This is a genomic window from Limnoraphis robusta BA-68 BA1 (assembly GCF_034932365.1).
In the GTDB taxonomy this organism is placed as follows: Bacteria; Cyanobacteriota; Cyanobacteriia; order Cyanobacteriales; family Microcoleaceae; genus Capilliphycus; species Capilliphycus robustus.
The window spans coordinates 25,458-50,247 of the sequence record NZ_JAYGHR010000093.1; the positions used below are offsets into that span (position 1 = coordinate 25,458).

At 40.0% G+C, this 24,790-nt stretch carries 23 protein-coding genes and 1 pseudogene; 9 read left to right on the top strand and 15 right to left on the bottom strand.

Features of this window, described 5'->3' with window-relative positions; all coding sequences use genetic code 11:
* Positions 1–61: 61 nt before the first annotated feature.
* The 6 genes and pseudogenes from VB836_RS26940 to VB836_RS26965 all read right to left on the bottom strand — a co-directional run bounded on the left by VB836_RS26940 (position 62) and on the right by VB836_RS26965 (position 3,048).
* Positions 62–511: an NUDIX hydrolase gene (locus tag VB836_RS26940; RefSeq protein ID WP_323224171.1), complete on the bottom strand. Its 450-nt coding sequence runs from the start codon at positions 509–511 to the stop codon at positions 62–64.
* A gap of 78 nt (positions 512–589) precedes the next feature.
* Positions 590–748 (bottom strand): annotated as a pseudogene (locus VB836_RS26945) (type II toxin-antitoxin system HicA family toxin); the annotation flags it as partial.
* A 59-nt stretch (positions 749–807) separates the two neighbouring features.
* Positions 808–1,029, bottom strand: coding sequence for a type II toxin-antitoxin system HicB family antitoxin (locus VB836_RS26950; RefSeq protein WP_046282416.1), 222 nt, complete (start codon positions 1,027–1,029; stop codon positions 808–810).
* 124 nt (positions 1,030–1,153) lie between these two features.
* The gene (locus tag VB836_RS26955) at positions 1,154–1,369 is read right to left on the bottom strand and encodes a transcriptional regulator (protein WP_323224173.1); all 216 of its coding nucleotides are present in this window, start codon (positions 1,367–1,369) and stop codon (positions 1,154–1,156) included.
* Entirely contained in the window at positions 1,344–1,652 is a 309-nt protein-coding gene (locus VB836_RS26960; RefSeq protein WP_046282418.1) for a type II toxin-antitoxin system HigB family toxin, read from the bottom strand. Before VB836_RS26960 ends, VB836_RS26955 begins: the two co-directional genes overlap by 26 nt.
* Positions 1,653–1,857: 205 nt before the next feature.
* A complete protein-coding gene (locus tag VB836_RS26965) occupies positions 1,858–3,048 on the bottom strand; it encodes a hypothetical protein (protein WP_323224175.1) in 1,191 nt (396 codons plus the stop codon).
* A gap of 300 nt (positions 3,049–3,348) precedes the next feature.
* On the opposite strand from VB836_RS26965, the gene VB836_RS26970 reads away from it, so the two are divergent.
* Positions 3,349–3,879 (top strand): lecithin retinol acyltransferase family protein, encoded by a 531-nt coding sequence (locus VB836_RS26970; RefSeq protein ID WP_323224177.1) that lies wholly within the window; start codon positions 3,349–3,351, stop codon positions 3,877–3,879.
* A gap of 153 nt (positions 3,880–4,032) precedes the next feature.
* On the opposite strand, the gene VB836_RS26975 is transcribed toward VB836_RS26970, so the two are convergent.
* From VB836_RS26975 to VB836_RS26995, 5 genes are all read right to left on the bottom strand, one after another.
* Positions 4,033–6,267 (bottom strand): CHASE2 domain-containing protein, encoded by a 2,235-nt coding sequence (locus tag VB836_RS26975; RefSeq protein ID WP_046278283.1) that lies wholly within the window; start codon positions 6,265–6,267, stop codon positions 4,033–4,035.
* A 15-nt stretch (positions 6,268–6,282) separates the two neighbouring features.
* Positions 6,283–7,071, bottom strand: a complete 789-nt coding sequence (locus VB836_RS26980; RefSeq protein WP_323224179.1) for a DUF928 domain-containing protein — start codon at positions 7,069–7,071, stop codon at positions 6,283–6,285.
* Between the two features lie 261 nt (positions 7,072–7,332).
* Positions 7,333–8,049 (bottom strand): Uma2 family endonuclease, encoded by a 717-nt coding sequence (locus VB836_RS26985; protein WP_323224205.1) that lies wholly within the window; start codon positions 8,047–8,049, stop codon positions 7,333–7,335.
* Positions 8,050–8,103: 54 nt separating this feature from the next.
* A complete protein-coding gene (locus tag VB836_RS26990; RefSeq protein WP_323224181.1) occupies positions 8,104–10,533 on the bottom strand; it encodes a protein kinase domain-containing protein in 2,430 nt (809 codons plus the stop codon).
* 162 nt (positions 10,534–10,695) lie between these two features.
* Positions 10,696–12,039, bottom strand: a complete 1,344-nt coding sequence (locus tag VB836_RS26995; protein ID WP_046278285.1) for an NAD(P)/FAD-dependent oxidoreductase — start codon at positions 12,037–12,039, stop codon at positions 10,696–10,698.
* Positions 12,040–12,673: 634 nt separating this feature from the next.
* Between VB836_RS26995 and VB836_RS27000 the strand changes: the two genes are divergently transcribed.
* Complete coding sequence (locus tag VB836_RS27000; RefSeq protein WP_323224184.1) at positions 12,674–13,282, top strand: PEP-CTERM sorting domain-containing protein; 609 nt, start codon at positions 12,674–12,676, stop codon at positions 13,280–13,282.
* Positions 13,283–13,410: 128 nt separating this feature from the next.
* Here VB836_RS27000 and VB836_RS27005 read toward each other — a convergent pair whose 3' ends face one another.
* The gene (locus tag VB836_RS27005) at positions 13,411–14,817 is read right to left on the bottom strand and encodes a (Fe-S)-binding protein (RefSeq protein WP_323224186.1); all 1,407 of its coding nucleotides are present in this window, start codon (positions 14,815–14,817) and stop codon (positions 13,411–13,413) included.
* A 67-nt stretch (positions 14,818–14,884) separates the two neighbouring features.
* Positions 14,885–16,219, bottom strand: a complete 1,335-nt coding sequence (locus VB836_RS27010) for an FAD-binding oxidoreductase (RefSeq protein WP_323224188.1) — start codon at positions 16,217–16,219, stop codon at positions 14,885–14,887.
* A gap of 185 nt (positions 16,220–16,404) precedes the next feature.
* On the opposite strand from VB836_RS27010, the gene VB836_RS27015 reads away from it, so the two are divergent.
* A complete protein-coding gene (locus VB836_RS27015; protein WP_323224190.1) occupies positions 16,405–17,184 on the top strand; it encodes a DUF4079 domain-containing protein in 780 nt (259 codons plus the stop codon).
* Between the two features lie 57 nt (positions 17,185–17,241).
* On the opposite strand, the gene VB836_RS27020 is transcribed toward VB836_RS27015, so the two are convergent.
* Both VB836_RS27020 and VB836_RS27025 read right to left on the bottom strand, forming a co-directional pair.
* A complete protein-coding gene (locus VB836_RS27020) occupies positions 17,242–18,957 on the bottom strand; it encodes a mechanosensitive ion channel family protein (RefSeq protein WP_323224192.1) in 1,716 nt (571 codons plus the stop codon).
* 66 nt (positions 18,958–19,023) lie between these two features.
* Entirely contained in the window at positions 19,024–19,386 is a 363-nt protein-coding gene (locus tag VB836_RS27025; RefSeq protein WP_323224193.1) for a DUF4864 domain-containing protein, read from the bottom strand.
* 175 nt (positions 19,387–19,561) lie between these two features.
* On the opposite strand from VB836_RS27025, the gene VB836_RS27030 reads away from it, so the two are divergent.
* The 6 genes from VB836_RS27030 to VB836_RS27055 all read left to right on the top strand — a co-directional run.
* Positions 19,562–20,206: a histidine phosphatase family protein gene (locus VB836_RS27030; RefSeq protein WP_323224195.1), complete on the top strand. Its 645-nt coding sequence runs from the start codon at positions 19,562–19,564 to the stop codon at positions 20,204–20,206.
* Positions 20,207–20,837: 631 nt separating this feature from the next.
* Positions 20,838–22,169, top strand: coding sequence for a tetratricopeptide repeat protein (locus tag VB836_RS27035; protein ID WP_323224197.1), 1,332 nt, complete (start codon positions 20,838–20,840; stop codon positions 22,167–22,169).
* Between the two features lie 299 nt (positions 22,170–22,468).
* Positions 22,469–22,771, top strand: coding sequence for an RNA recognition motif domain-containing protein (locus VB836_RS27040; RefSeq protein WP_323224199.1), 303 nt, complete (start codon positions 22,469–22,471; stop codon positions 22,769–22,771).
* 120 nt (positions 22,772–22,891) lie between these two features.
* Complete coding sequence (gene rpsU / locus VB836_RS27045; protein ID WP_046282221.1) at positions 22,892–23,092, top strand: 30S ribosomal protein S21; 201 nt, start codon at positions 22,892–22,894, stop codon at positions 23,090–23,092.
* 301 nt (positions 23,093–23,393) lie between these two features.
* Positions 23,394–24,014 (top strand): ParA family protein, encoded by a 621-nt coding sequence (locus VB836_RS27050; RefSeq protein WP_323224201.1) that lies wholly within the window; start codon positions 23,394–23,396, stop codon positions 24,012–24,014.
* 197 nt (positions 24,015–24,211) lie between these two features.
* Positions 24,212–24,790: RNA-guided endonuclease InsQ/TnpB family protein (locus tag VB836_RS27055; protein WP_323224203.1), on the top strand; the 579-nt coding region annotated here is incomplete at its 3' end.

Consider the following 24,790-nt stretch of genomic DNA (forward strand, 5'->3'; position numbering starts at 1 on the left):
CTGACTGGTATCAGATATCTTACAGAACCCGCCCCTACAGGAATTACATTTTAATCAAAAATCATTGTTTTTGAGAGAAAATGCCTGTTAAAAGCCTTTTATGTTCCTCAACAATATTATCGGGAATGGAATCAAAAACTTGTATTTTTTCCCCTTCTTGGTTAGACTCAGGCAGGGGAGAATTAGGCGTACATAAAAACACTAATCCCACCGACCAACCAAACCCTCGTTCTTTTTCTTCACTCGGATATTCGAGATAATCAATAAATTTTTGTTTTGTCACTTCAATGCTTAATTCTTCCCGGGCGATGCGTTGAATAGCATCCTCAATATATTCTTTATAAAAAACCGTACCCCCCGGAAGATGCCAAAGATTATTCCAAGACGCATCTTTTCTCAAGGTGAGAACAATTCCGTTTTCTGTTTGTACAACAACTTCTACAACCAGTCGCGGAACCTGGGAATAAATGGCTTTAAATTCTTCGTAAGAAAAGGGTTTTTGACGAGTCATTGTATTGATTTTATTGAACAAAAGACAATATAACGAAGATAGTTTTGATAATTTGGGGATAGTTATTCTGCGTGACTTCTAAAGTAGGTTGTTAAACTCGTCTATGGTGAGATCGGCTTGACGTAGAATTGCATGAAGTGTACCTTTGGCAACAGTTTTGTGGTTGGGTACTGTGAGTTGTGTTTTAGGATTATCCCGAACCAAGGTGATATGACTACCCCGTTGTCGATAGAGAACAAAACCAACTTTTTACAAGGCTTTAACGCACTGCTTACCGGAAACAATGGGAAGTTTACTCATACCCGCACAACTTCGATAGTATCTGGTGGAATGGGTTCACCGCGATCGCGCAATACTTCGATATGCAGATCAATTGCTTCTTTAATATTGTTGAGAGCATCAGTGCGGTTTTCGCCTTGGCTAATGCAACCCGGTAAACTGGGGACTTCTGCAATGAAGTAGCCGTCTTCATCCCTATAAAGCAGAACGGTGCGTGAGTTAACGATAGAATTTACCATTGATGTGAATCGTGATTGTTTATTACCAATAATAGCCGATTTTCTTGACATCTAGTTTCAAAATTATTCCATTTAAATCGCTGACTCTCGATCTCTATACAAAGTAGGCTTACTGATGGCTATTTCAAAAGGATTCGGTTTCTTCTTCATAGTCGTAGATGGTCAGACCGAGAATTTTTAGATAGGCGCGATCATCGGAGTTTAATTGGGGCTTGTCTAAAATTTTGTTAATTTGTGCTTGCGTGGCTTGGTATTCAAGTTCATTGGTTATCGGGCGAGGGGGAAATGCGGTAATGAGTTCTAAATAATAAGGGCTAGGAGTCTTTAAACCACTCGTCATTTTTCCATTTCTCCTTGCTATATTCTGCGTGGGTCAGAACTGAGCGAATAAACACCATTCTATACTCATAATCAATGTATGCGATGAGACGATAGCGGTTGCCAGCAATATTGAAGACTGTAAAGTTCTCAACAATATCTGCGGAGGGGAAAATTTGCTGTAGTTCATTCAATGAGGCAAATTGATCGGCGGTAATACGTTGATACCAAAGCAACAGAGGAGACTGGGCATCAGCGTGTTTTTCCCAGAATTTCCGCAATGCTTTACGACTAATGACTCTCATTGATTAAACCACGATTTCTCGAATCTTCCAGCTACCACCTTGCTCACCATTATTTAAAAGATCTCTGCTCTGCCAGAATTAACCCCCTTTCATCATTCATAATTCAGCATTCATCATTCACGAATGATTCTTAAAAAGACTTGTAACCCTCCTTTTTACTCACTAACCTGCAACATTATACCATGTGTCTATAATTTTGTAATAATTAACCCCAAGGCGAAATGAGATAAGGTTTGATATCAGAAGATTTAATAATATTATTAAATTTATGTTCATCAAAATCACAGCAATATTTTTCCAGGTAATGCTTCAAAATGCTTTTGCTATTATTGATTGCCTCAACTTCGGAGTTTCCAAATGCTACAATCGCTTCCTTATTGGTATAAATAGTTTTTACAACAGGAGATGCTCTTTGTAAAAGAACATCACTAAATAATATTTGGCTTATATAAATCGGATCTTCATCAACTGGGTTAGTAATATAAGTATTATTAGTAATTTTTCTATATTTTTCTCTAATATCCCTCAGATCATCAATCAAACCACTACTCTCTTTTTTAGAAATTTTAAAAAACATCGTAAAATCAAAGTTGTCTTTTAAATGCTTAATTTTTTCGTTAAAGCTAGTTATAAATTTGTTGTGAGCTTCATTTATACTTTTGCTTTTATAGTTTATCTCCAAAAAATAAATACACAAAACACCATAAACTGAAGTTGTAATAATTGATATGTATGTCGGAACAAAACTTCGTTCATATTGAAATATGGGTTCGTTGTATTTGTCTCCTTGTATAGATAACGATTTTATTTCCTTATTTACATTATTAAAATATTGATAATATTTTTCAATATAGGTCAAAGTTTCTTCAAGCTTGACAGCGTATTTTGATATTAAATCTATTGTAAAATAATCATAAATACCAATCTTGTTGAAAGCGGTGATAAAATATTTGTTATCCTTTAGCTTTTCCAGATACATATCAATATCACCTTTACTTTTATTGATATTTTCATATTTTAAAAATAAATATTTTTCTATCAATTCCAAAAAACGAAATTGAGAATTTATGGCATTCTCAAAAAGAATTGATATTTCTCTTTTTTCTTTTCTCGCTGTCAAATATCTTAAAATTTGATTAGCTCCAAAAATACCGATAACTGTAGATAAAATGGGAAAATTTAAAATATCTTTGTTTTCAACAATAAAGTTTTTAATTGATTGCAAATTACTCCACAAAATCTGAGCGATAAAACCAGACCCTATAAATATTGAGCTTGCGTACAACATTCCCCTTATATTTCTATCGTAAATAAAGTAAACTAATACACTTAGTCCTAAAACAAAACCTACAATTTCCGGAATAATATCTATGATACTATGAAAATAATTATTCATACTCTTTTTTTGTATAAATCCCCGGTGATAAACTGACTAAAATCTTCCTAACCTTCTTTTCATTTTATCTGTTTATGGGGCAGACAGATCAAAATTTAACACTTTGTAAAATTACCACCTTATAACAAACAAGTGCTTTAGCATTTCAACTCCGTATTTTTACGAATGAAATTTTTTATTGTTATAACAACAAGCCGATAGCAGAATTCCGTAAACTCCGGTATGGTTTTTAAGGGCTTTTAAAGCTAAACTCATATTAGAAACAAAATCCAGACATTAACACAGGAGAAATACTAACTTATGACAGATACATCTACATATATTATTCAGCCTGGAGATCATATTTATCGGTTGCATGAAGGCTATTCTCATCATGGTATTTACTGTGGTGACATCACTTATAACAACAGACATTATAAAGATGTGGTTATTCATTACGACAACAAGAGAAAGATCAAGGGACTTTCTTTTGAAAAATTTGCAAGAAATCAAGATGTGTATTATTTGCTTTACAAAGATGAAGTTTGTCTTAAGTCTGAGACAGTAGTTCACAGATCTATTAATAAATTAGGTGAAACCGATTATGACCTTTTTTGGAATAATTGTGAACACTTTGCTCACTGGTGTAAAACAGGTAAAAAAATTTCAAGTCAAGTCAATAATTATGTTGAACAAGCAACAGGTTATATAATTGCTGGTGCAACAGCAGGATTATTACCTCTTTCCGTTCCTGCACTGGGTGCAATGGCAATTGGCGGAGTAGTGGGTTATATTGGGGGAGCATTAATTAAAGGAATCTTTATGGACTCTGAAGATTACAAATACGATTAACTATCAACGTATCAACAATTAAAATTTAAACTTTATGATTTTAATATATCCCTATTTTTGGCACTAGGGATGTGTTTTTTTTATGGTTTTATAGTTAGTATTTTTTGATTGATGACCATAAAAACTGTTGTTGGTGATTTTTATCTACAGACTCTAAACTTGAATTGACTGATAAACTTCATCGAGTTTTGCTTCAACGGCGGGAGGTTTTGAGGTAAAACGAATATAAAACTTTCCACTTTCCGCAGGTTTTTCTAAGACTTTAGCATAAATATCTTCTCGCATTTCGGGTAATTCTGATTTTAAATTCAGTTTAATATTGGTTAACATTGTCGGTAAAGATTCACTCCCTGTTATGGCGAGAATTAACGCACCTTTATTAGACAGTGCTAAAATTTCACCGGGAAACAAATTTTCACCAACGTGTTTTCCTTCTAAAATCGTGTAGTAGAGGAAAATAGATTCAGACAAAGGATAAAAGATTTCTTCTTCTTTATGAACAAAGAGATTGTATTTGTCGCGAATTCCACCCACCTCATAAATGTTAATTGGACGTTTAACACCTTTCGGTTGAACTAACTTCTGATTTTCGATTTCTATCAAATCTTCTCCCGCTTCTTTTAACGTTGTTTCTGAAATAATAATTTGTCCGCCAGTGGTATAAGATTCTATTCGATAGGCGAGATTAACTTGACTTCCAACAACACCATATTTTGTACGTTTTTCTGAACCTAAATTCCCGACAACCACTTCCCCGGTATTAATTCCAATTCCCATTTCTAACGCATTCAAATCCCAAGCTTCGATTTGTTTATTGACTTCAACCATTGCTAATTGCATCGCTACTGCACAAGCGATTGCTCGTTTTGCATCATCTGGACGTTGAGTCGGTGCGCCAAATAACACTAATATTCCATCTCCCATAAATTCATCAATCGTTCCCTGATAATCAGTAATCACATCTGCCATTTTTGATAAATAAAAATTGAGAACTTTGATCACTTCTTCAGGAGATAACCGTTCAGAAAGAGCTGTAAATCCTCTTAAATCCGAGGTTAAAATTGTAATTTTGCGACGTTCACCACCTAACTGTAATCCCGTCGGACTTTCTAATAACGTAGAAACAATTTCATCACTGAGATAACGCCCAAAGGTTTTCCGAATTTCTGCCGCGCTGCGGGCGACATAAGCGGTAATAGCGATCGCCGAACCCGACAAAGCTAAAAAAGGCGGAATTACCGGAATCCACCACCCTTGTAAAAAACCCAGATAACTGCTTGAAAATAAGACTCCGGTAGCGAGGATAAAAAAGCCGATTTCTCGGAATAAAAACCGCTTGACATCACGGGATGAACGCAATTTCCAGGTTAAACTCGCCCCAATAGCCGACCAGATTAAAATCCATTGCCATTCTATCAGTTCAGACCAAGTTTTAATTAAAGGGCGATTGTCTAAGGCTGCACTAATAATTTGGCTAGTAATATTGGCATGAATTTCCACACCGGGAATGCGTTGATCTGCGGCTTGTGTGTAGGGCGCGGCGAATAAATCCTGAAAACTTTCACCGACTGATCCGATTAAAATAATCCGATCCCGTCCCCAATCCGGCGCAACTTTCCCTTCTAAAATATCACGATAGGGAACCGTTTCAAAGGTTCGTATTGGCCCCCGATAGTTAATAAAAACCTGATATCCTCCCGCATCCGCCCTCACATAACCACCATCATTCGCTTCAAAAGGCGTAAATATAATATTGCCAAATTTCCACCAATTATCTGTCCCGTCTACGACTTGAGGAGAAATACCATCGGCTTGTAAATACAGCATCGCCACATACAACGAAAAACTGTAATAAGTGTTTCCATCTTGATTGTTTTGAACTAATAACGCCCGTCGAACGGTATTATCTTTATCCAGAATCAGATCATTCGCACCTGCTTGTCCTTTTTCTTTGAGTGTGGGGGGCGGTGCAACTCGTTGGCGTAATTCATCCCCAATCACTTTTTCTACACCCACTAAATTCGGGGTAGATTTAAAAATTTCGACTAATTCTTTGTGACCCGGTTCATAGGGTAAATCCCGATAAATATCTAATCCAATCGCCCTTGGTTGCATGGCGATTAATTTCTGTAATAAGTCCGCATAAACGCCATCGGGAACGTATCCCTGACCGATATATTTCATATCAGCTTCATCTAAACCCACAATCACAATGCGTTCATCTGGGGGTTCAGGGGGGCGAAGTCGCATATATTGGTCATAAACAGACCATTCTAAAGGTTCTAATATCCCTGTCAAACGCAGGAGAATGACGACCACTGCCATTGATGGGGTTGTGATCCAAACTCCCCGCCAGTCCCACAAAAGACGCTTATAGGTAGCCCACATTCTGCCATCCCTCAATTATTGTTCGGCTGGGCTGGGGGTTGCTTCTGAGTCTTCGACACAACAAGGGGTGAGGGGGGCTGAAGCAATGATCGCATCGAGTCCAACGGATTTTAGGAGTTGTTCCCATTCAGCTTGGTTTGATTGGCGCAACTTGGCTAATATCATTAGTGTATCTTGCCAAATTCGTTCCTTAGCGTAGAGTTGCGCTTGTTCGAGGGGTTCAGAGGCTGCTTCTATTTTGGTTTTCAGGTCTTCGCTGAGTTCAGTTCGGGTGATTTTCCCTTCAACAAATTCAACTTTTTTGGGGTCAGTCGCACTACACAAGACAATAAATTGCCACTGGTAGGTTTTGCCGACTTCTAATGAAACGGTTTCGGGTAAACTGACTTGTACAATTTCTGCTTGATTTGGTAAGTCAAAAGTCTCGCTATATACATCGTCTCCGGCTTCGCTGACCATGATAAATTGTCCTTGTTTAGCCGTGTTTTCCGGGACGAATATAAACAAATCTGGATGAGCTGAAATCGTGACTTCTGTTTCACTTTCTAGGGGTCTTAAAGCCGTTAGGGGTATTTCTCCTTTTGTGCAGATTTTGCCCTCCTCATCGTTTCCCCGGGTACCGCCTCCTGCTGAACTTTGCGCCCCACTGCGAGTCGGTGCGGGAGGAAATTCTAAGCTAATTTGCATCTGGGGTTGTAAGTTGGGAGAAGATGCTAAAGGAACTTTTGCCAGACTAACCGCAGTTGGGGATAATAGTCCTACTACAAGACCGAATAGGGGAAGTGCTTTCATCGTCATAACCATCTTTTCTCCTCTGTATCACCTTGTATTAATTTCAATCTCTTCAATCAAGATTACGGATTCTTTTGTTGTGTATGATTAATATTGGCGGACGAAAGTTGCATATCGGCTATCTGAGATTGGTCCAGGTTTCCCTGAAAAGCCCTAATAGCATTGATTATAAGACTTTGATTAATCTTTTTTCATCTGAGGCGTTATTTTTGGGGTGTTAGGTTCCTACACTGACCCATCCAACGATGAGTCAGATGGGTGACGCGGATCTTTTTATTCTGATAAGTCTCCAAATTCATTTCGATATCGGTTTAAGAGTTCTTCCATTTCTTTCAATCGTTGTTCAGCTTGTTCAGCACGAATTTGGGCTTGTTCAGCACGAACTTGGGCTTGTTCGAGTTGATTTCTCACTTCTGAATAGGTTGCAAAGGCTTCTCCGTTGGGGAGATAAATTTGTAATTCTTCCTCAGCCGGAACAAAGCGAATTTGCAAGCGGGGACTCACCCAGTTTTCCATTTCTTCGATGACTGAAAGGGAAAAGTTTTCATTGTCATTATCTGAACGTATCCAACCGCTTAAGTCATTTTTTTGCGGATCATAAATGTAATATTCTTCCACTCCATAACGCGCATAAAATAACAGTTTTTTGTTCATTTCTTTTAACGTGTTACTGGGAGAGAGAATTTCAAAAGCAACTTGTGGTGCAGTATTATGTTCTTCCCATTGTTTGTAAGATCCTCGTTCTCCTTTTTCCACTCCAAATGCAACCATAATATCGGGTGCTTGACAAATTTGCGGATAACCTTCAACGGGATACCATAATAAATTCCCTGCGACAAACACTTGAGGGTTATCCGCAAATAACCAATCTAGGTTATATTGAATAACCGTAATCCAGCGAAATTGTAGAGTATTATCAGACATCGGTAAACCGTCATCTTCTGGGTAATAAATTTTAGATTTAGTTGAGGATTGAACGGGTGCAACCATCGATAAAACCTCGCTCATAGGACTATATCAATTTACTTTAACATATTTAAATTTCTATTTTTGCCAAAGTTTAATAGTGCGATCTTTACTCCCACTGACAATCATTTTACTGTCTGGACTAAAGGTAACGGTATAAACTTCGTCGGTGTGTCCGCTTAAGGTGTTGAGTAATTCTCCTGTTGCTAAATTCCAAATTTTTAGGGTACGATCTTTACTTGCACTGGCAATAATTTGACCATCTGGACTAATAGCAACCGCCAAAATATCGCCTGTATGACCTGTGAGAGTCTTTAATAATTGTCCGGTGTTTGCATCCCAAATTCTGACAGTATCATCATAGCCACCACTGACAATAATTTGACCATCGGAAGTAATCGCAACTGTTCGGACTTCATCGGTATGTCCTTCTAAACTATTCTGAACAGTTCCCGTTGTTAAGTCCAGAATTTTAACGGTTTTATCTTTAGAACCGCTAATTAATTTTGTTCCATCAGGACTGAAAACAACGGAGTAAACAATATCAGCATGATCGATAAAGTTATATAAAATAGCCCCGGTTTGTCTATCCCAAACTCGCACGCTGCGATCGCCACTTGCACTGGCTATCGTTTGTTCATCAGGACTAAAAGCGACTGACCAAACGGTGCCTTGATGTTCGAGGGGAAGAAAGAGTTCAGCCGTTTCTAGACTCCATTCTAGGACTCGCCAATAAAAACTTCCTGCGGCTATTTCTCCGCCATCGGGACTAAAATCAACGGAAGTAATTTGAGATAAATCTCCAGCAAAGTTTTGTAATAAAGCCCCTGTTTTTGTATCCCAAACTTTAACGGTTTGATCACGGCTACCACTGGCAATGGTTCGACCATCAGGACTAAAAGCCACTGCACTGACTGACCCTAAATGTTGAGCAAAATCTCGAACTTTAACCTGTCTCCAGTTTAAGGCATCGTTGCACTGTTGCTGAATTCTTTGAACTTCGAGATACTGGGTTGAACGTTCAGGAATTTTGGCGGCTTCATTAATACAGAGTTCGTAGTTTCCCTGTTCTAAAATATTCTGAATTCGAGTAATTTGTTGCTGATCCAACACTCTTTGCTGTGCTTGAGATGCTCGATTTTGCTGCACTCTTTGATATTCAAAAAAGGCAAAAGCAATAGCAGTTATAGCCGCTATGATTGCCCCCAGCAATACCCAGAAACCGGACAATCTTCGGCTGACTCTCGGGCGATTTCGGCGACGATTATTATAACTTCTTCCTTCTGGCTGGGGAGAGTTAAAACGAGAAAATAGGTTCAGAATTTGCTCTCGAGTTGAACGAGGAAGAATGTGTTTTTCAATGAAAGCAACATCTTCATCACTAATTCCTAAAATTTGTTGTAACCGTTGCAGTTCTTCACGGGTTTCAGGGGTAAACGGATACTCTTGCTGCATTGATTCGATTAAGGCTTGTTCGTAACGTTCGCCTTTTTCGCGGTATTTTCGATAGGGGTTTAAAATCTCATCTTCAACACTTTCAGCTTCATCTTTTGTTAATTCTAAACTCAGGCGAAGTTCATCTAAAATCTTTCGCCCAACAATCGAAATATCACCTCGATGATCTGATCGTTGTTTGACTTCTTCGCGATAGAGATCGAGCCGAGCCACTAGAGTTTGAGAGTCTTCATCTAGTCTTCTTAAGGCCGCTAAAACTTCTCCGGCTGACTGAAAACGCTTGTGGTAATCATGGCGGATCATTCTATCGAGAATATCACCCAATTCCGGGCTGACAATTGCTAGATGTCTCCAGACTAATTCATAATTATTAGATAGATTATTTTCTCGTAATCTGCGAAGTTCAAAAATTGGAACCCCCGTTAATGCTTGAATTCCAATCATCCCCAAAGCATAAATATCACTGTTTAAATGGGGATTCCCTTCAAACTGTTCAACGGGCATATATTCAATTGTACCAATCCGAGCGGTGGGGGGATTATGATTTTGATTAATATTGATTTCTTTAACGGCACCAAAATCAATTAAAACGATTTTTCTGTCGGAGTCGCGGCGGATTAAATTAGTCGGTTTGAGATCTCGATGAATCACACCATGTCCGTGAACAAAGAGTAAAATCTCTAAAACTTCAATTAAAATTTGAATAACTGATTCTTCCGGTAAAGGATGACCGGGTAGAATTTCATGGGCGAGAGATTGACCGGAAATATAGGACTCAACGAGAAAAAATTCTTTGCTTTCCTCAAAATACGCTAAGAGTTGAGGAATGCGATCGTGTTGAGAAAGCTTTTCTAGGGTTTGGGCTTCTTGTTGAAAACGACGGCGGGCGATTTTCACAAAGTCAGGATCTTCCGCGACTAAATGTAAATGCTTGACAAAGCACAACGACTCACCCGGACGACGAGTATCTTTGGCGAGATAGGTTTTTCCTAACTCGGTTGACTCAATAACTTTGAGAATTTGATAGCGCCCGTCTAGAAGCTGGCCAATCATGGAAAAAAGTCCTTGACCCTGTACTGATTGATTATGCCATTAAACAGGTACAGACGTGCCATGATACTTCTGTACACAGCACGTCATTGACAATTAGTAATTATCTGTTAGAGAGGTTGAATACAACAACACCTCTAGATTACACCCGATGATCGTTATGTTTTAGACTTGAACGGCAGATTCGTGTTCAACAGAAGTCTCTTCAGGAGAAGTGCGGTTTGTAATTAATCTCGCTCCACCTTGGCGAGTGAAATAACTCCATCCCCACTGAATCATCACCAACAGTTGGTTATCAAACTCAATCAGGAAGAGGATGTGAACAAACACCCACATCATCCAGGCGGTAAAACCGGAGAATTTACCAAAGGTCAAGTTAGCAACGGCTTGATTTCGCCCAATCATGGCTAAGGTGCCATTATCAGCGTAGTGGAAGGGAGCTAATATCCGAGCTTTTAGACGTTGCTGAATCAGTTTAGCAACATAAACGCCTTGTTGTTGGGCGACAGGAGCTAATCCGGGTAAGGGTTCCGAGCCTTGATGGGAGAAGTTCGCCACATCTCCAATCACAAAAATATTCGGATGATTGGGAACCGTGAGGTTGGGTTCAATCAGGACTCGTCCAGAGTTGTCGAGGTTCGCGCCTGTGCGGTTGGCGATCACTTGCGCCATCGGGGAGGCTTTCACGCCTGCTGCCCAGAGAATAGTCGTTGCACCAATGTATTCAACGTGATTATCCACCTTGCACTTGATCGTTACGCCATTTGGATCGATATTCATGGCGCGGGCGTTGGTTCTGACGGTAACACCTAAGCCCTCAAGTTCTTCAGTGGCTTTTTTGGAGAGATCCTCTGGGAAGGTTGGGAGGATGCGATCAGCCCCTTGTAACAGGAGAACCGTCGCTTCAGAGGGATCAATATTGTGGAAACAATCTTTCAAGCCGTGATGCGCCATTTCTGCTAACGCTCCGGCGAGTTCTACCCCGGTTGGGCCGGCTCCGATAACGATAAAGGTTAACAACGCTTTGCGTTTTTCGAGATCGGGTTCTTTCTCGGCTTTTTCAAAAGCTGAAAAGATTCTCCGGCGAATTTCTAAAGCCTCTTCAATGGTTTTCAGTCCAGGGGCGACCGGTGCCCAATTGTCATTTCCAAAGTAGTGGTGTGTCACTCCCGTGGCGACAACGAGGGTATCGTAGCTGAGTTCACCGTCTTTGAGATACAGCTTATTTTCTGCCGGATCTAGATCGACGACTTCCCCCATTAAGACCTGAGTATTTTTGTTTTGACCGATGACACTCCGAATGGGAGAGGCGATATCACCGGGGGATAGATTTCCGGTTGCAACTTGATAGAGTAAGGGTTGGAATAAGTGATAATTCCGCTTGTCAATGAGTGTGACTTTCACCGCAGCAGCACGTCCGAGTTCACGGGCGGCGTGTAGTCCAGCAAAGCCACCACCGATAATGACTACATGATGAGGAGACTGGGTTGTAATACTGTCTAAAGACATGAAAATCCTCTCCTATGAGTTGACAGAGTAAATCGTTTGAGAAAAGGGTTGGGTTGGAAATTCTAACAATCAATTTTGTGCGCGTTTACGTTTATTTTATAATTTAATTCGTTTATTTCTAGTATTGTAGGATACTGATTTTTTTGGTGATAAAAAATACAGATTTTATTGTCAAAATATGGTTCTCTGATAGGAGGAAATTTGCCAAAAGCTAGGAACATTGAACTGCTTTTGATTGACAGATTTAACCCTGTTTTTTTATTCTTATAGAGAATTTTATCCCGGCCCATTTTGCTCTGAAAAACTCGATTTCTTGAGCGAAAATACCTAAATTTTTTTCTAAAAATGGAGAAAAAGACAGCAACTTTTGCCCAGAGGTATCCTTTTACAGTCCGTCTCCGTAAAAACGCGGTAGAATTAACCCCCCCATTTGTAAAGCCTTAAGTAAAGACTCTGTAAAACCCTGGACAAAACGATGGGGGATGAGACAAGCTAGTAAGTAGGTGTACTGAGATCAGCAGTCTATATTACATAACCGTTTCAGAGAAAACACGGATCATGCCAGAGGTGCATGGGCAGTAGGTTCGTAGAAATTCCCTTTGACTCTACGTTATAATATTGAGGAATTCAAAATATGAACGTTCGCGTTGTCACACGTTATGCTGTTGTCGCCCTTAGTGCTGTATTTGCTTGCGGTGCAGTTGATGTCAGTCCTGTAGAAGCAGCTAATTTAAGAAAGTTCGATTTCTCAGGATTATTCAAAACAGCACCCTCTTTTGACTTTACCGTTGATGATCTCACTGTCAATGTTACTGCTAATGCAGAAGATGGTACTGGTCAAGTACGAAGAACCTCCGGGGGATTAGGCGTTTTTGATGGTAGAGGTCGGGGGCGAGAAATTGATGCCGCAGGCGGAATTGAGACTCTATTTTTAGATTTTGGTGAGAAAGTGAGTCTGGTTTCTGCAACCTTCGGTTTCGTTGACAGCAATGACACCTTTAATTTGTTTGTAGAAAATAATCCCCTACTGGTTGGGATGGATATTCCTGATAGCAATGTTTTTGACTTTAGCAGCTTTGACTCGAAGCAAATAAGCGCTCAAACCTTTAGTTTTACTGCTAACCTAAGAAGTGACTATTCGCTTCAAAGCATTACTGTTGCAACGGTTCCTGAACCGACTACTGTTTTCGCTTTAATGGCTGTTGGGGGTTTAGGTTCTCTCGCCCTCAAACGCAAGTCCTAAAGCTATAGCAGTAAGTTCTGGTATCTTGACAAGGATCAAGCCTAATTTTACCACAAAGAAGTTGTAAACACGTTCCCTGCTGATTGCTATATTGTAGAGAGACGTTTCAGGGAACGTCTCTAGTGAAATTAACCGTTAAGCTTTTCGCCGCGAATTGAATAATCTAACAATTCCATCGGATGCTTTAACGCAATAGATTCCCCTTTTAATTTTAAATGTTTGAGAATTTGTAGCGAACATCCAGGGTTTGCAGACGCGATCAGTTGCGCCCCGGTATTCAACAAATTCTCTGCTTTTTGTTGTCCGAGTTCATCGGCGACTTCGGGTTGCAACATATTATAAACGCCTGCACTCCCACAACACAACGCCGCATCAATGGGTTCTCGTAATTTCACACCGGGAATTTGTTGTAACAGTTGACGGGGTTGTTGGCTAATTTTTTGTCCGTGTAACAGATGACAAGCATCTTGATAAACAAGGGTTAATTCTCCATCGGTTAACGGAGATAATGACGCGGTTAACCCGACTTCGGCTAAAAATTCCTGCACATCTTTGACTTTTGCTGCAAAGGCTTTTGCTGTTTCCGCATATTCGGGATCATCTTTCAACATATGACCATATTCTTTTAACGTATGACCACAACCTGCGGCATTAATAATAATAGCATCAACGCCTGTTTCTGCAAAGCTATCTATCATTTGTTTCGCGAGGGTGTGGGCTTGGTTTGTTTGTCCTTGATGTTCCGGTAACGCCGCACAACAGCCTTGACTTTTTGGGATAATTACTTCGCAACCATTGGCGGTTAAAACGCGCACGGTGGCTTCATTAACACTGGAGAAAAATAACCGTTGTACACAACCTAATATCATACCGACTCGATAGCGTTTTTCGCCTTTTGCGGGGATAACCGTTGGTAAATTGTCCTGAAAAGATTTAACGGTAATTTCAGGTAAAATCGATTCCATCGCCCCTAAACGGGGGAGAATTTTGGGGAGTAAACCTGTTGAACGAACTAACTTTTGAATACCGAGTTGTTGATAAATAAACAGGGGAACTAAAAACAGACGCAAACGCTTCGGATAGGGAAACAGATTAAAAATCAGCAACCGTAATATAGAATCGCCTAAATTTCGAGGAACATTCCGTTCTACTTGGGGGCGTGTGGCTGCTATGAGTTTATCATATTGAACGCCTGACGGACAAGTAGAAACACAAGCCAAACATCCCAAACAACTATCAAAATGTTGGGCGGTTGTTGTGTTTAAGGAGGCTTCTGAATTGTTGATCGCATCCATCAGATAAATTCGCCCTCGGGGAGAATCCATTTCTTTCCCAATAACGCGATAACTCGGACAAGTTGCTAAACAAAATCCGCAGTGAACACAGGTATTGATTAAATTAGGATCGGGTGGATTTTTAGCATCAAAACCCGGGAATTCTTCGGGGGAGTTTAGATGAGGATTTTGGGCTAGGAAGTTACTTTCTTTTGCCGGAATGCGTGTGATTTGTTCTAAAGGTTGTTCTGAGGTTTGCATGGTGAATTAAAAGGGGTTTGTTACTCAAAAAAGTTTCAATCAATGGGAAGTAAAACCTAAGACTGTTTTAAATATCTCCAACAAAGCGATGAGGACTGAATAGATTTTGTGGATCAAATTGCTGTTTTATTCGACGCATTAAATCTAGGGCGTTTCCGTTGTATCCCCAAACCTCTAACTGTTGTTTAAAATCAGGAGGCGCGTCTAAAATAGAAAGAAAACCTCCTTTATTATTACACCAATTTCGCAGTTTTAACAGGTGTTCAGGATTAACGGTTTCCCAGCGTAACACCCCTAAACCGACTCCTGCATGAATGAAACCCAAAGCTTGACATTCGTTGAGTGTCGCAACAGCTTCTGTCGGGGTAACTCCGATTTTACAGATGATTTTGGGGCTTTCATCCGGTTGCCAAATCAGTTGTTTTAATTGTTGCCATAAGCGATCATCATCTTGAGTATAACGCTCACCTTTCAAGCCCAACTTTTCACCCACTTCTAATAAACGACTGGCTTGTTGTTCGACACTTTCAGGTAAACTTTGAAAACGAACGATTAACCCCATTTCGCTGCTTTGGTTGAGTTTTTCCATCAGTTGAGGCGAGAGTAAATCAACAGCAACTGGGGTTAAAGCAGAGGATAATAGCGTTTGTGTTGCTGTGGCAATTTCTGTACTGTTTCCGGTTAAAAGGACTGTTTGTGAAGCGGGAGAAACCGGATAAACTCGTAAGGTAATTTGAGAAATGATTCCTAAAGTTCCGTAAGATCCGGTTAATAATTTCATCAAATCATATCCGGCAACATTTTTAACCACTCGTCCGCCTGCTTTGGCAATTTTACCATCAGAACGGACAAAAGAAACTCCTAAGAGTTGATCGCGAACTCCTCGATAGCGTTGTCGCAGTGAACCTGTATCACCAGTTGCAATGATTCCGCCGATAGTAGCGTTTTCAGAATAAGCTGGATCGAGGGCTAAAAATTGCCCGGTTTCTGCTAATATTTGTTGGAGTTGAGTAAAAGACATTCCCGCTTCAATGGTAACGGTTAAATCACCAACAGCGTGTTCAATCAGTTGATTTAAACGTTGGGTACTGACGACTAAATTAACATTTTTGACTAACCCTCCCCAACGCAATTTACTCCGATTTCCACAGGGGAGAATACCGAGTTGATGCTGTTTGGCGTAAGCAATAACGGCGGCGAGTTCAGCTTGATTGTTCGGATAAATGATAGAATTGACTGGAGTTTCGGCAGTAATACTTTGGAAAATGCGGTTTTGATCAATCGGATCAATATCACGACAGGCATAAATTCCAGACTCGCCGACAATGGCTTCTAATTCGCGATGATGATTGGGACTCAAGGGTGAGGTTGGGTTGTGATTAGGAGTTGAAATTAGGTTCATTTAAAGCGGTAATCCATCACACTAAGCGAAAATTGAGATATTCTTATTTTAGAACGACTGCGATCGCATCGAAACAAAATTTAGTTAATCTCAGTTTAACTTGTCCAATTTCTCAGCAAAAAATAATTTTATCGGGTCTCATTTTATTTAAACTATTGAGTAAACATCATGTTGGGGAGATCTCAATGAACACAATAGATATTATGGCATTACTGCATCCAGCGCTTGCTGTGGGCATTGTTTTTCCGATAATTGGCATAGTCGTGAGTCGGGCTTGGCAAACTCGTCAACGACGCATCGAAACCCAAGAAAACAAGCAAAAAAGTAAAATTCCACCGACGGTTGGGCGTGAACATTTAGAAGTGGGGCGTTGGTTAACCAGTAGTGTTGTCGGAGTGACGTTAATTGCGATCGCCTATTCTATTTATTTTAAGGGGGTTTTTAAGGAATTAACACCGGAAAAAACCCCTCAAGCGATTTTGATTATCTTGATTTTTGCTGTAACAATTGCCTCTTTAGTTTTCCTGTATAAAGCCAAACCCAGTCAACCTTTATGGCGAGGAGTTTTTGCGACTTTAACCGGAATAGGATTAGTGATTTTAGGTTCCCAAGATGGTGTGTTTAGACGGGGTTATGAATGGTATGTTTCTCACTACTATTTTGGCATGATTGCGGCGTTGTTGATGGTGATTTCTCTCGCTATTGTACCCGAGATTTATAAAAACAAAAAATGGCGCATTGCACACACAGCGTTAAATTGTATCGCATTGTTGTTGTTTTTTGGTCAAGGAATTACCGGGGCGCGAGATTTGTTAGAAATTCCTCTGAGTTGGCAGCAACAGCATCTCTATCAGTGTGATTGGAATAATAAAACCTGTCCTTCTCAACAGTCACAAATTTTAGAAGTATTTCCAACTCAACTTGTCAACTTAAGTCAAGAAGAAAGAGATATTCGTCCTCAGTAATTTTGCCGGGGCGCACTCGGTTTGCGCCCTGTCGTTTTCTTCTTAATTTTGTGAAAATTATTGTTTCTGAGAGTCTAAATTTGGGGTTTGAGAATCGAGGTTACTACTCCCATTATTTGGCGATTGAGAGAGTCTGATCAGCAAGTCTTTTAATTCAGAAGATAACTCTATAGGAAGACTACCACGAACGTGTAAATCTCGTTTAGGAAAAGGAATCTCAATATTTCTTTGTCGAAATATCGCCTCAATTTGATAATATAAATTACTGCGAATAATTAAATTGCGACTGGGTTGAGAAATCCAAACTCGCAGTTCAAAATCGAGTGAACTATCCCCAAAGCCTTTAAATAAAACTTGAGGAGAAGGCATCGCTAAAATATCAGGATTAACTTTGGCGACATCTAATAAAGACTGTTTAACCGCATCAATATTAGAACCATAAGCAACACCGACAGGAAGACGCACGCCGGAAACAGGATGATCATAATCCCAGTTAATCAATTCTCTTTCTAAAAAACGAGAATTGGGGACAATAATTGAAATCATATCGAGGGTTTTTATCACGGTACTACGAGCGCCTACCCGTTCAACAATCCCTTGATATTCACCAATTTCAATGAAATCTCCGACTTGAATGGGGCGCTCAAATAATAGTACAATTCCACTCCCGAAATTCTTAGCAATATCTTGAAAACCAAACCCAATCCCTACACCTAATGCACTAGCAAGAATAGTCAGAGAACTGAGATCAAGCCCCCACACTTGCAAGAGAACAATTCCACCAATAAAAATTAAACAATACCGAACAATAACAGCAATAAGTTCTTGAGCGCCTCGATTAATTCCAGTTACGTTCAAAATCCGCGATTGTAATAAATCAGTAAAAACTTTTGCAGAAACAATCAAAACCCAAAGTAAGCTAACCAAAAATAAAATATCTGGAATTGAATAAGATTTCTTATCCAGGGTTAGAATTCCCGCAGTAAAGGTTGAAATCAGAGCGCCCGTAATTTGATAGCTTAATCGTCTTGTGAAGGGAAATTGATTGGCAATATAGAGAATTGTAGCCGCCCAAATTCCGACTCTAACACTCGCAAGAGTCAGAGAGAGAAACAAATCAAGACTGCGTTGATGCCTGGGGTTTTCATCTCCATCACTGGGCTTTTCCGGGATAAATCTTAACAAGAATATTCGCAAAGTAGATTGCCAAAATCTTCCTAAAACCCAGTGACAGAAGAGCGCAAAAACTAAAATAAATAGGGAGCGAATAAAAGCGACTTGCAAAAATTTCATGCTGCGTTCTTTCTGAGCTTGAGCTAAAGAATTTTGAAGCTCTATTCTCCAAATTTCTGCTTGTTCTTGCTGAGTATTTCCGGCTTGAGAATCCCGTCCTGTTACCGTCAGCAAATAGCGATTATTAAGCCAAATTGTGGGGGATTCATTGCTGGGTCTAATCTCTATATTAATAGGCTCTTGTGGAGAAGTTGCACTTTGTAATTTTGAATTAATGATCTCGGCTCGTTCTTGAGCGGTAAAATCTTCTGAATAGCTCACCTTAAATAATCGTCTGCCGTCTAGGGTGACAGGTGCCGTATTCTGCTTAAATCCTTCAATCGTCTTTTCCTGAGCGGAAACGGGATGAAAAAACAGGAAGCTACTTAAAGCTAAAATTATTCCGATCAACACCCCGACTTTAAAATCCCGGAAATGAGCAGGTAGACGCAGAAAATTTTGCTTAAATATTTTCAAGTTCATGTCAAAAATTTTCATCATGTTTCTGGTTTTAGTTCAGGTATTTCATCAAATAATGTTCTGCTTTTTTAAAATCGGATCATCAATCTACATGAGTTTGTTCTCCACCGAAACCAGATAACATCCATCAATCCGCCAACTTCCTTTTTCATCGAGTTTCATTAGATAAATGGCTTTCACTGGTTTTCCATTTGGGGAAAGAAAAAGCACAGGTTGACTGGGAACACCTTGAACAACAACAGCATCTTCAAAAATCACGGAACGAGGACGGTAAACAGCAGGATATCCTATTTTCACCATCTGTATAAACTGTTCTGGGGTGCCAAATTTAGCCTGAATTTCGGGACTAGCAAAACTAAAAACAGAAACAGCATCATCTCGTTGAAAAGCTTGGATTTGGCGTTCAATCACAGAACGGATCTCGGTGCGATCGCGATCAGTAATTTGCATAACTTACGTGTTAATTGATACAGGAACAAGAAAGAAACAAAAAAGGGGATGACCGAGTAGACAAAAGATTTCCCTCCTATCAAATTATAGAGAGAACCCCGCAAATATTACCCGAGCATTTTGAGCAAAAACCGTTTATCTTAAATGAGGGGAACTTTAATCATACTGCTCACCTATGACTCAAACTGTTTGGATAGCCAGACACGGAAACCGCATTGATTTCGTGAACCCCGCCTGGTTCAACACCTCCGCTCGACGCTATGATCCCCATTTGTCAGATGATGGTTTTGTTCAAGCCCAGCAATTGGCGAACCGCTTAGTCGGAGAAGGAATCACTCATATTTTCTCCTCTCCCTTCCTCCGAACTGTACAAACCGCCAATGTTATTGCGGAAACTCTTGATCTACCCTTAAAACTCAATTGGGGTTTGGGTGAATGGTTAAATCCTGAATGGATGTCCACCTATCCAGAAACGCTAACCCCCCAAATCTTAGCACAGCAATTTCCGAGAATTGACCTCTCTTACCCCATCGGTGAAGCTCGTTATCCAGAAACCTGGGAAGATTGTCTAGATCGTACTGCAAAAACGGCTCAAAATATCGTTGCAGCGTTTCGAGATCAGGATCTGTTATTTGTCGGACATGGGGCGTCTGTTGTCGGTACGGCGATGGGTTTAGTTCCCACTTTAGCAGAAACAGACATTCATGCTTCCCTGTGTTGTTTAGTGAAATTAGTTCGGGATGACAATCAATGGAAAGTTGAACTCAATGGCGATATTTCCCATCTCAATAATACAGAAACAGTGATTAGATTTAATTAGAAATTGTTAGATGGGTGAACCTTGCGTAACCCATCATTATTTGAACAGAAATTGACATCTTTCTTTACAAATATGTTGGCCTTCTCAGCTCAAATAACAGTTGCAGCAAAGACCCAGTTTAGATGATCTCACCTCATCAATATTTCTACTGTATAAAAATTATTGATATTTCCGTAATTATACTGAAACGTTTTTCTCGAAGATGATCGCGACAAACTAAACCTATAAAGCGTTTCAGGGTTTTGGCTCATATCAATCTACCGTTTTAAAGATCCGTATTTCCCCGGATGTAGCTTTTCTGAAAAAGCTCTATCTTGATTAAAGAGGTACTGCGAATTGCCTTTAATGCAAAGAATTGAACTCAGACCTGCAACTGATGTTGATTTGATTGCTTTCGTTTAAATACATCTATTGTCTAAATAAACGGCCCAAGCCCGATTCATAGCTCTGAGTCTTCTTTCTATAAAATTCGACGCATCAACTCTACTCAAGAGTTTAATGGCTGTTAGTTTCGTTCAATGTTGAAGGGGTGCCAATCACTCCCTTGAAAGGTGATCAACCAGTCTAGATGAATCACTCAAAAAAGATACAGTATTTAAGCACAAACTTTTCTTTATAAGAGGATAATAAAATGAGTCCAGAAACTTATCAAAACAATAAATCCATTACTCAAACGCAATCAACCTTAAAATCAGAGACCTATCAACAATTACAAGAAAAAATACAAGCCTATGAATTACAATTAAATAACTTGATTGCTAACCCAGAGAAAGCCTCAGAATCGGATGTTTTAACTGTTCTCATTGATCGGGATTATGTGTCAAAAGTATTATTAGAGCAAACGACAACCTCACCTCAAGATCTCCTAAAAATAATTCAGTTAGATCAGAGCTTAAAATCCCTGAGTAAGCTGATTGTAGAAACCGGAAAATTAAAAGATTGGCAAGCCAGTTTTCATCCCCCTAAAGAAGCTTGGTGGTGGTTTCTAGAAGTCCAAAAACCAGAAGAAACTGACGGTTCTATCGATGTAATTTTTGATATACTAACCCTTGTGAGCTTAACGGGGACAACCTCTTTTTTAATTACCTTCTCGAATCTATTTGTGACTGGGGGATTATCCGTATTAGAAAGCTTTGGGTTAATGGGTCAAGGAGGATTACTGATAGCTGCAATTGGAGCTTTTAAAGGAAAAGGAAAAGAAATCATTCAAAATTTTCTGCAAAAAAAAGGAATTCCTCGCAAATTTCATAGTCAAGTTACTTTTGGAGTTTCAGCTTTACTATTTTTGACGTCTCTATCGATTTACAACTTGTTGCCTAAATTGGGTAAATTGTATTTACAGGAAGGCGAAGAGGCTTATCAAAAAGGTCTTTTGATCAAAGCGGAAACCCAATATCAACAAGCTCTCAAGATTGCTCCCGAAAATCCAGAAATTAATGTAGCCCTTGGAGAAGTATATGAATCTAGTGGAAATATAGAAGAAGCTAAAGAACAGTATGAAAGAGCAATCAGAAAAGGTTCAGTCAAAGCATTAAATGATCGGGGAAGAATAGCAATTTATGAAAATAACTTAGTCGGGGCAGAAGCCTTACTACAGATTGGTTTACAACAGGTGAAAAACCTGTCTAAGTCAAACCCGGACTTAGAATATGAACTCAATAAAAATTTAGGATGGGCATTTTTGCAGCAGGAAAAATACAAAGAAGCTGAACAAAAACTCAAGGCAGCCATTCAGTTAGATCAACAAATTCCCGAACAAGAAATTGGTGGAGGAATGGCTTATTGTCTACTCGGGAAAACTCTAGAAGCCCAAAATAATCTGCAAGCAGCCCAAGAGCAGTTCCAACTGTGTCAGAAATACGCCCGTCCAGAAACAGTAGATGAATACAAATGGCTGATTGAGAACGGACCGAGTAATTTAGCCGAACAAGTCGATACAACATCAATTATGAAAGAAGAATAACCTTGACCTAACCCCAAAAAAAACTATAGCAATCGCAAATGATTTGTAAACAATCCAAACGCTGAATAAAAACTCTAAAACGATTTACCCTCTTGCATGAGCGCCTCTTACCCCCTGTGTAGTAAATTTTCGGGGACTGTGATTGATGCCTGAACGAGCCGTGCTACAATTAGAGCTGAGAATTAGGTATTCGGTTGCAGTTGTTGCTTTCAGTGCTGACAGTTTGTCTGTTTTACATGGCATTGCTCACCTTCCGAAATCTCCGTCTCTACATTCATCCGATTTGGGAGGTCAATTGTATGTCTATTTATGTGGGTAATCTTTCTTACCAGGTAACGGAGGAAGAATTAAGGTCTGTGTTTGCTGAATATGGCACTGTTAAGCAAATCAGCATCCCCTCTGATCGCGAAACAGGTCGTCCTCGGGGCTTTGCATTCGTAGAAATGGATGCCGAAGCCCAGGAGGAAGCCGCAATTGAGAAGCTCGATGGCGCCGAATGGATGGGACGTGACCTCAAGGTTAACAAAGCCAAACCTCGAGAAGATCGGGGTTCCTCCTTCAATAAAGGAAACAGAAGAGATCGTTTCTCTAGCCGCTATTAAGCTCTGAGATCAGGATCAAATTGGCTCAGTGAGGGACGGGGTAAACCCCGTCTCACTCCTATGAGAAGAAAGACGATCTGTTGAGCGAGATCGGCAGAAATTTATACGAGAGGAGATCGAATGGCTCAAGTTATCGTCGGTGAAAGCGAGCAGTTAGAATCAGCCCTACGTCGCTTCAAGCAAAAAGTCTCTAGGGCGGGTATTTTTGCAGACATGAAAAAGAACCGTCACTTTGAAACACTCGCCCAAAAACACAAGCGTAAAGAAATTGCCAGACATCGGGAACGCCGAAGGCTCCGCAACTCTCGCAAACGGTTTTAGAGTAATCTTTCTTTATGTGGAATGCTCACAATTTATTAATGGGGAAGGGTTATTGTCTAGCAAATCACGATAACTCTCCTCAAACTTATCACTCCCGAAGAATTCAGTAGTTGATTTCTTTGGGAGTTAGTTTTTGATTGAAAAAATAGATGGGGAAAAGCGAAACTCAACGAGAAGTCTTGAGTCAGGTTGTCTTTCTCAATATATACTAAGTCTGTTCAGGGGTTGACCCACTTCTCCACTATTTTGAGAAGAACATAATCAAGGGTCTTCTATTCCCCCACCTTCTTACAGACAGACTATGCCAAAAATTCTAGTCATTACTAACGGTAAAGGTGGCGTGGGTAAAACGACAACCGCAGTCAACTTAGCCGCCATCCTCTCCAAACGCTTCTCAACGCTTCTCGTCGATGCTGATCCGCAAAATTCTGCGGGTTGGTGGGTAGAACGGGGTGAAATGCCTTTTGATTTGTCTTGCGAAACCAGTCCCCAACTCTTACAACAACTCAAACAAGCCAAAAACTTTGATTTGGTTGTGATCGATACCCCACCTGCTTTACAATCAACTTCTCTACTCAGTGCGATCGCCATTGCTGATTTTCTGGTTCTCCCCAGTCAAGTTGCACCGATGGATTTAGTGGCTTTAATTGAAACCGTCAGACAGACTATCGCTCCTGCACAAGTACCTCATCGGGTTCTCCTGACAAAAGTTGATCCGCGTAGCTTGGGAGATGCGATCGAAGCCCAAAAATCCCTGCAAGAAACCGGAATTCCCGTATTTAGGAATTTCATTCGTTCCTACAAAGCCCATGAACGTTGTCCGCTTGAAGGGGTAGCAATTACCGACGCCAAAAGCAAAAACGCCAGAGAAGCCGCTTCTGATTATCGCCGTGTCGCCTCTGAACTCTTAAGTCATCTTTAAATCGGCAGGAGACCCCCGCCATAAGTTTACGTTGGTGTGGGGAGGAATGCCGCTCCACTAAAATTTACCTATCATCCGCAAGAAGGCTCCCGTCATAATCTTTGATTTGACGATGAGATGAATTGCGGTCAACCGATTTGCTTACCCTATCATCTCTTTATAAAGTTTGCTATAATTTTCGACAAGGAGGTGATCAAGTGTTAGTAATAGAAGCCCAACTCAAAGGGACACAAGCGCAATACTCAAAACTAGATGAAGCTATTCGTACAGCACAGTTTGTCCGGAATAAATGTCTACGTTATTGGGAAGAAAATAAAAATGTAAGTCGTAACGATTTGCAAAAATATTGTGCTGTACTTGCTGATAACAAAGAGTTTCATTGGGTTAATAAGCTCAATTCACAAGCTCGTCAGTCTGCTGCTGATAGAACTTGGCAAGCAATATCTCGCTTCTATACTAACTGCTCTTCAAACAAATCAGGTAAAAAAGGATATCCCAAATACAAAAAGTTTAATCGCTCTGTTGAATATAAAACGACAGGATGGAAGTTATCGGCTGACCGACGTGAAATTCTCTTTAAAGATGGATTTAAAGCAGGTACATTTCAGTTGTGGTCTAGTCGAGACTTAGTATATTATTCTGAAAAACCAATTCAACGAGTTAGAGTTGTTCGTAGGGCTGATGGTTATTATTGTCAGTTTCTAATCAAATGGGATAGACAAGAACAGCACAATTATCAAGGTAATGTAGTAGGAATCGATTTAGGATTAAAAGAG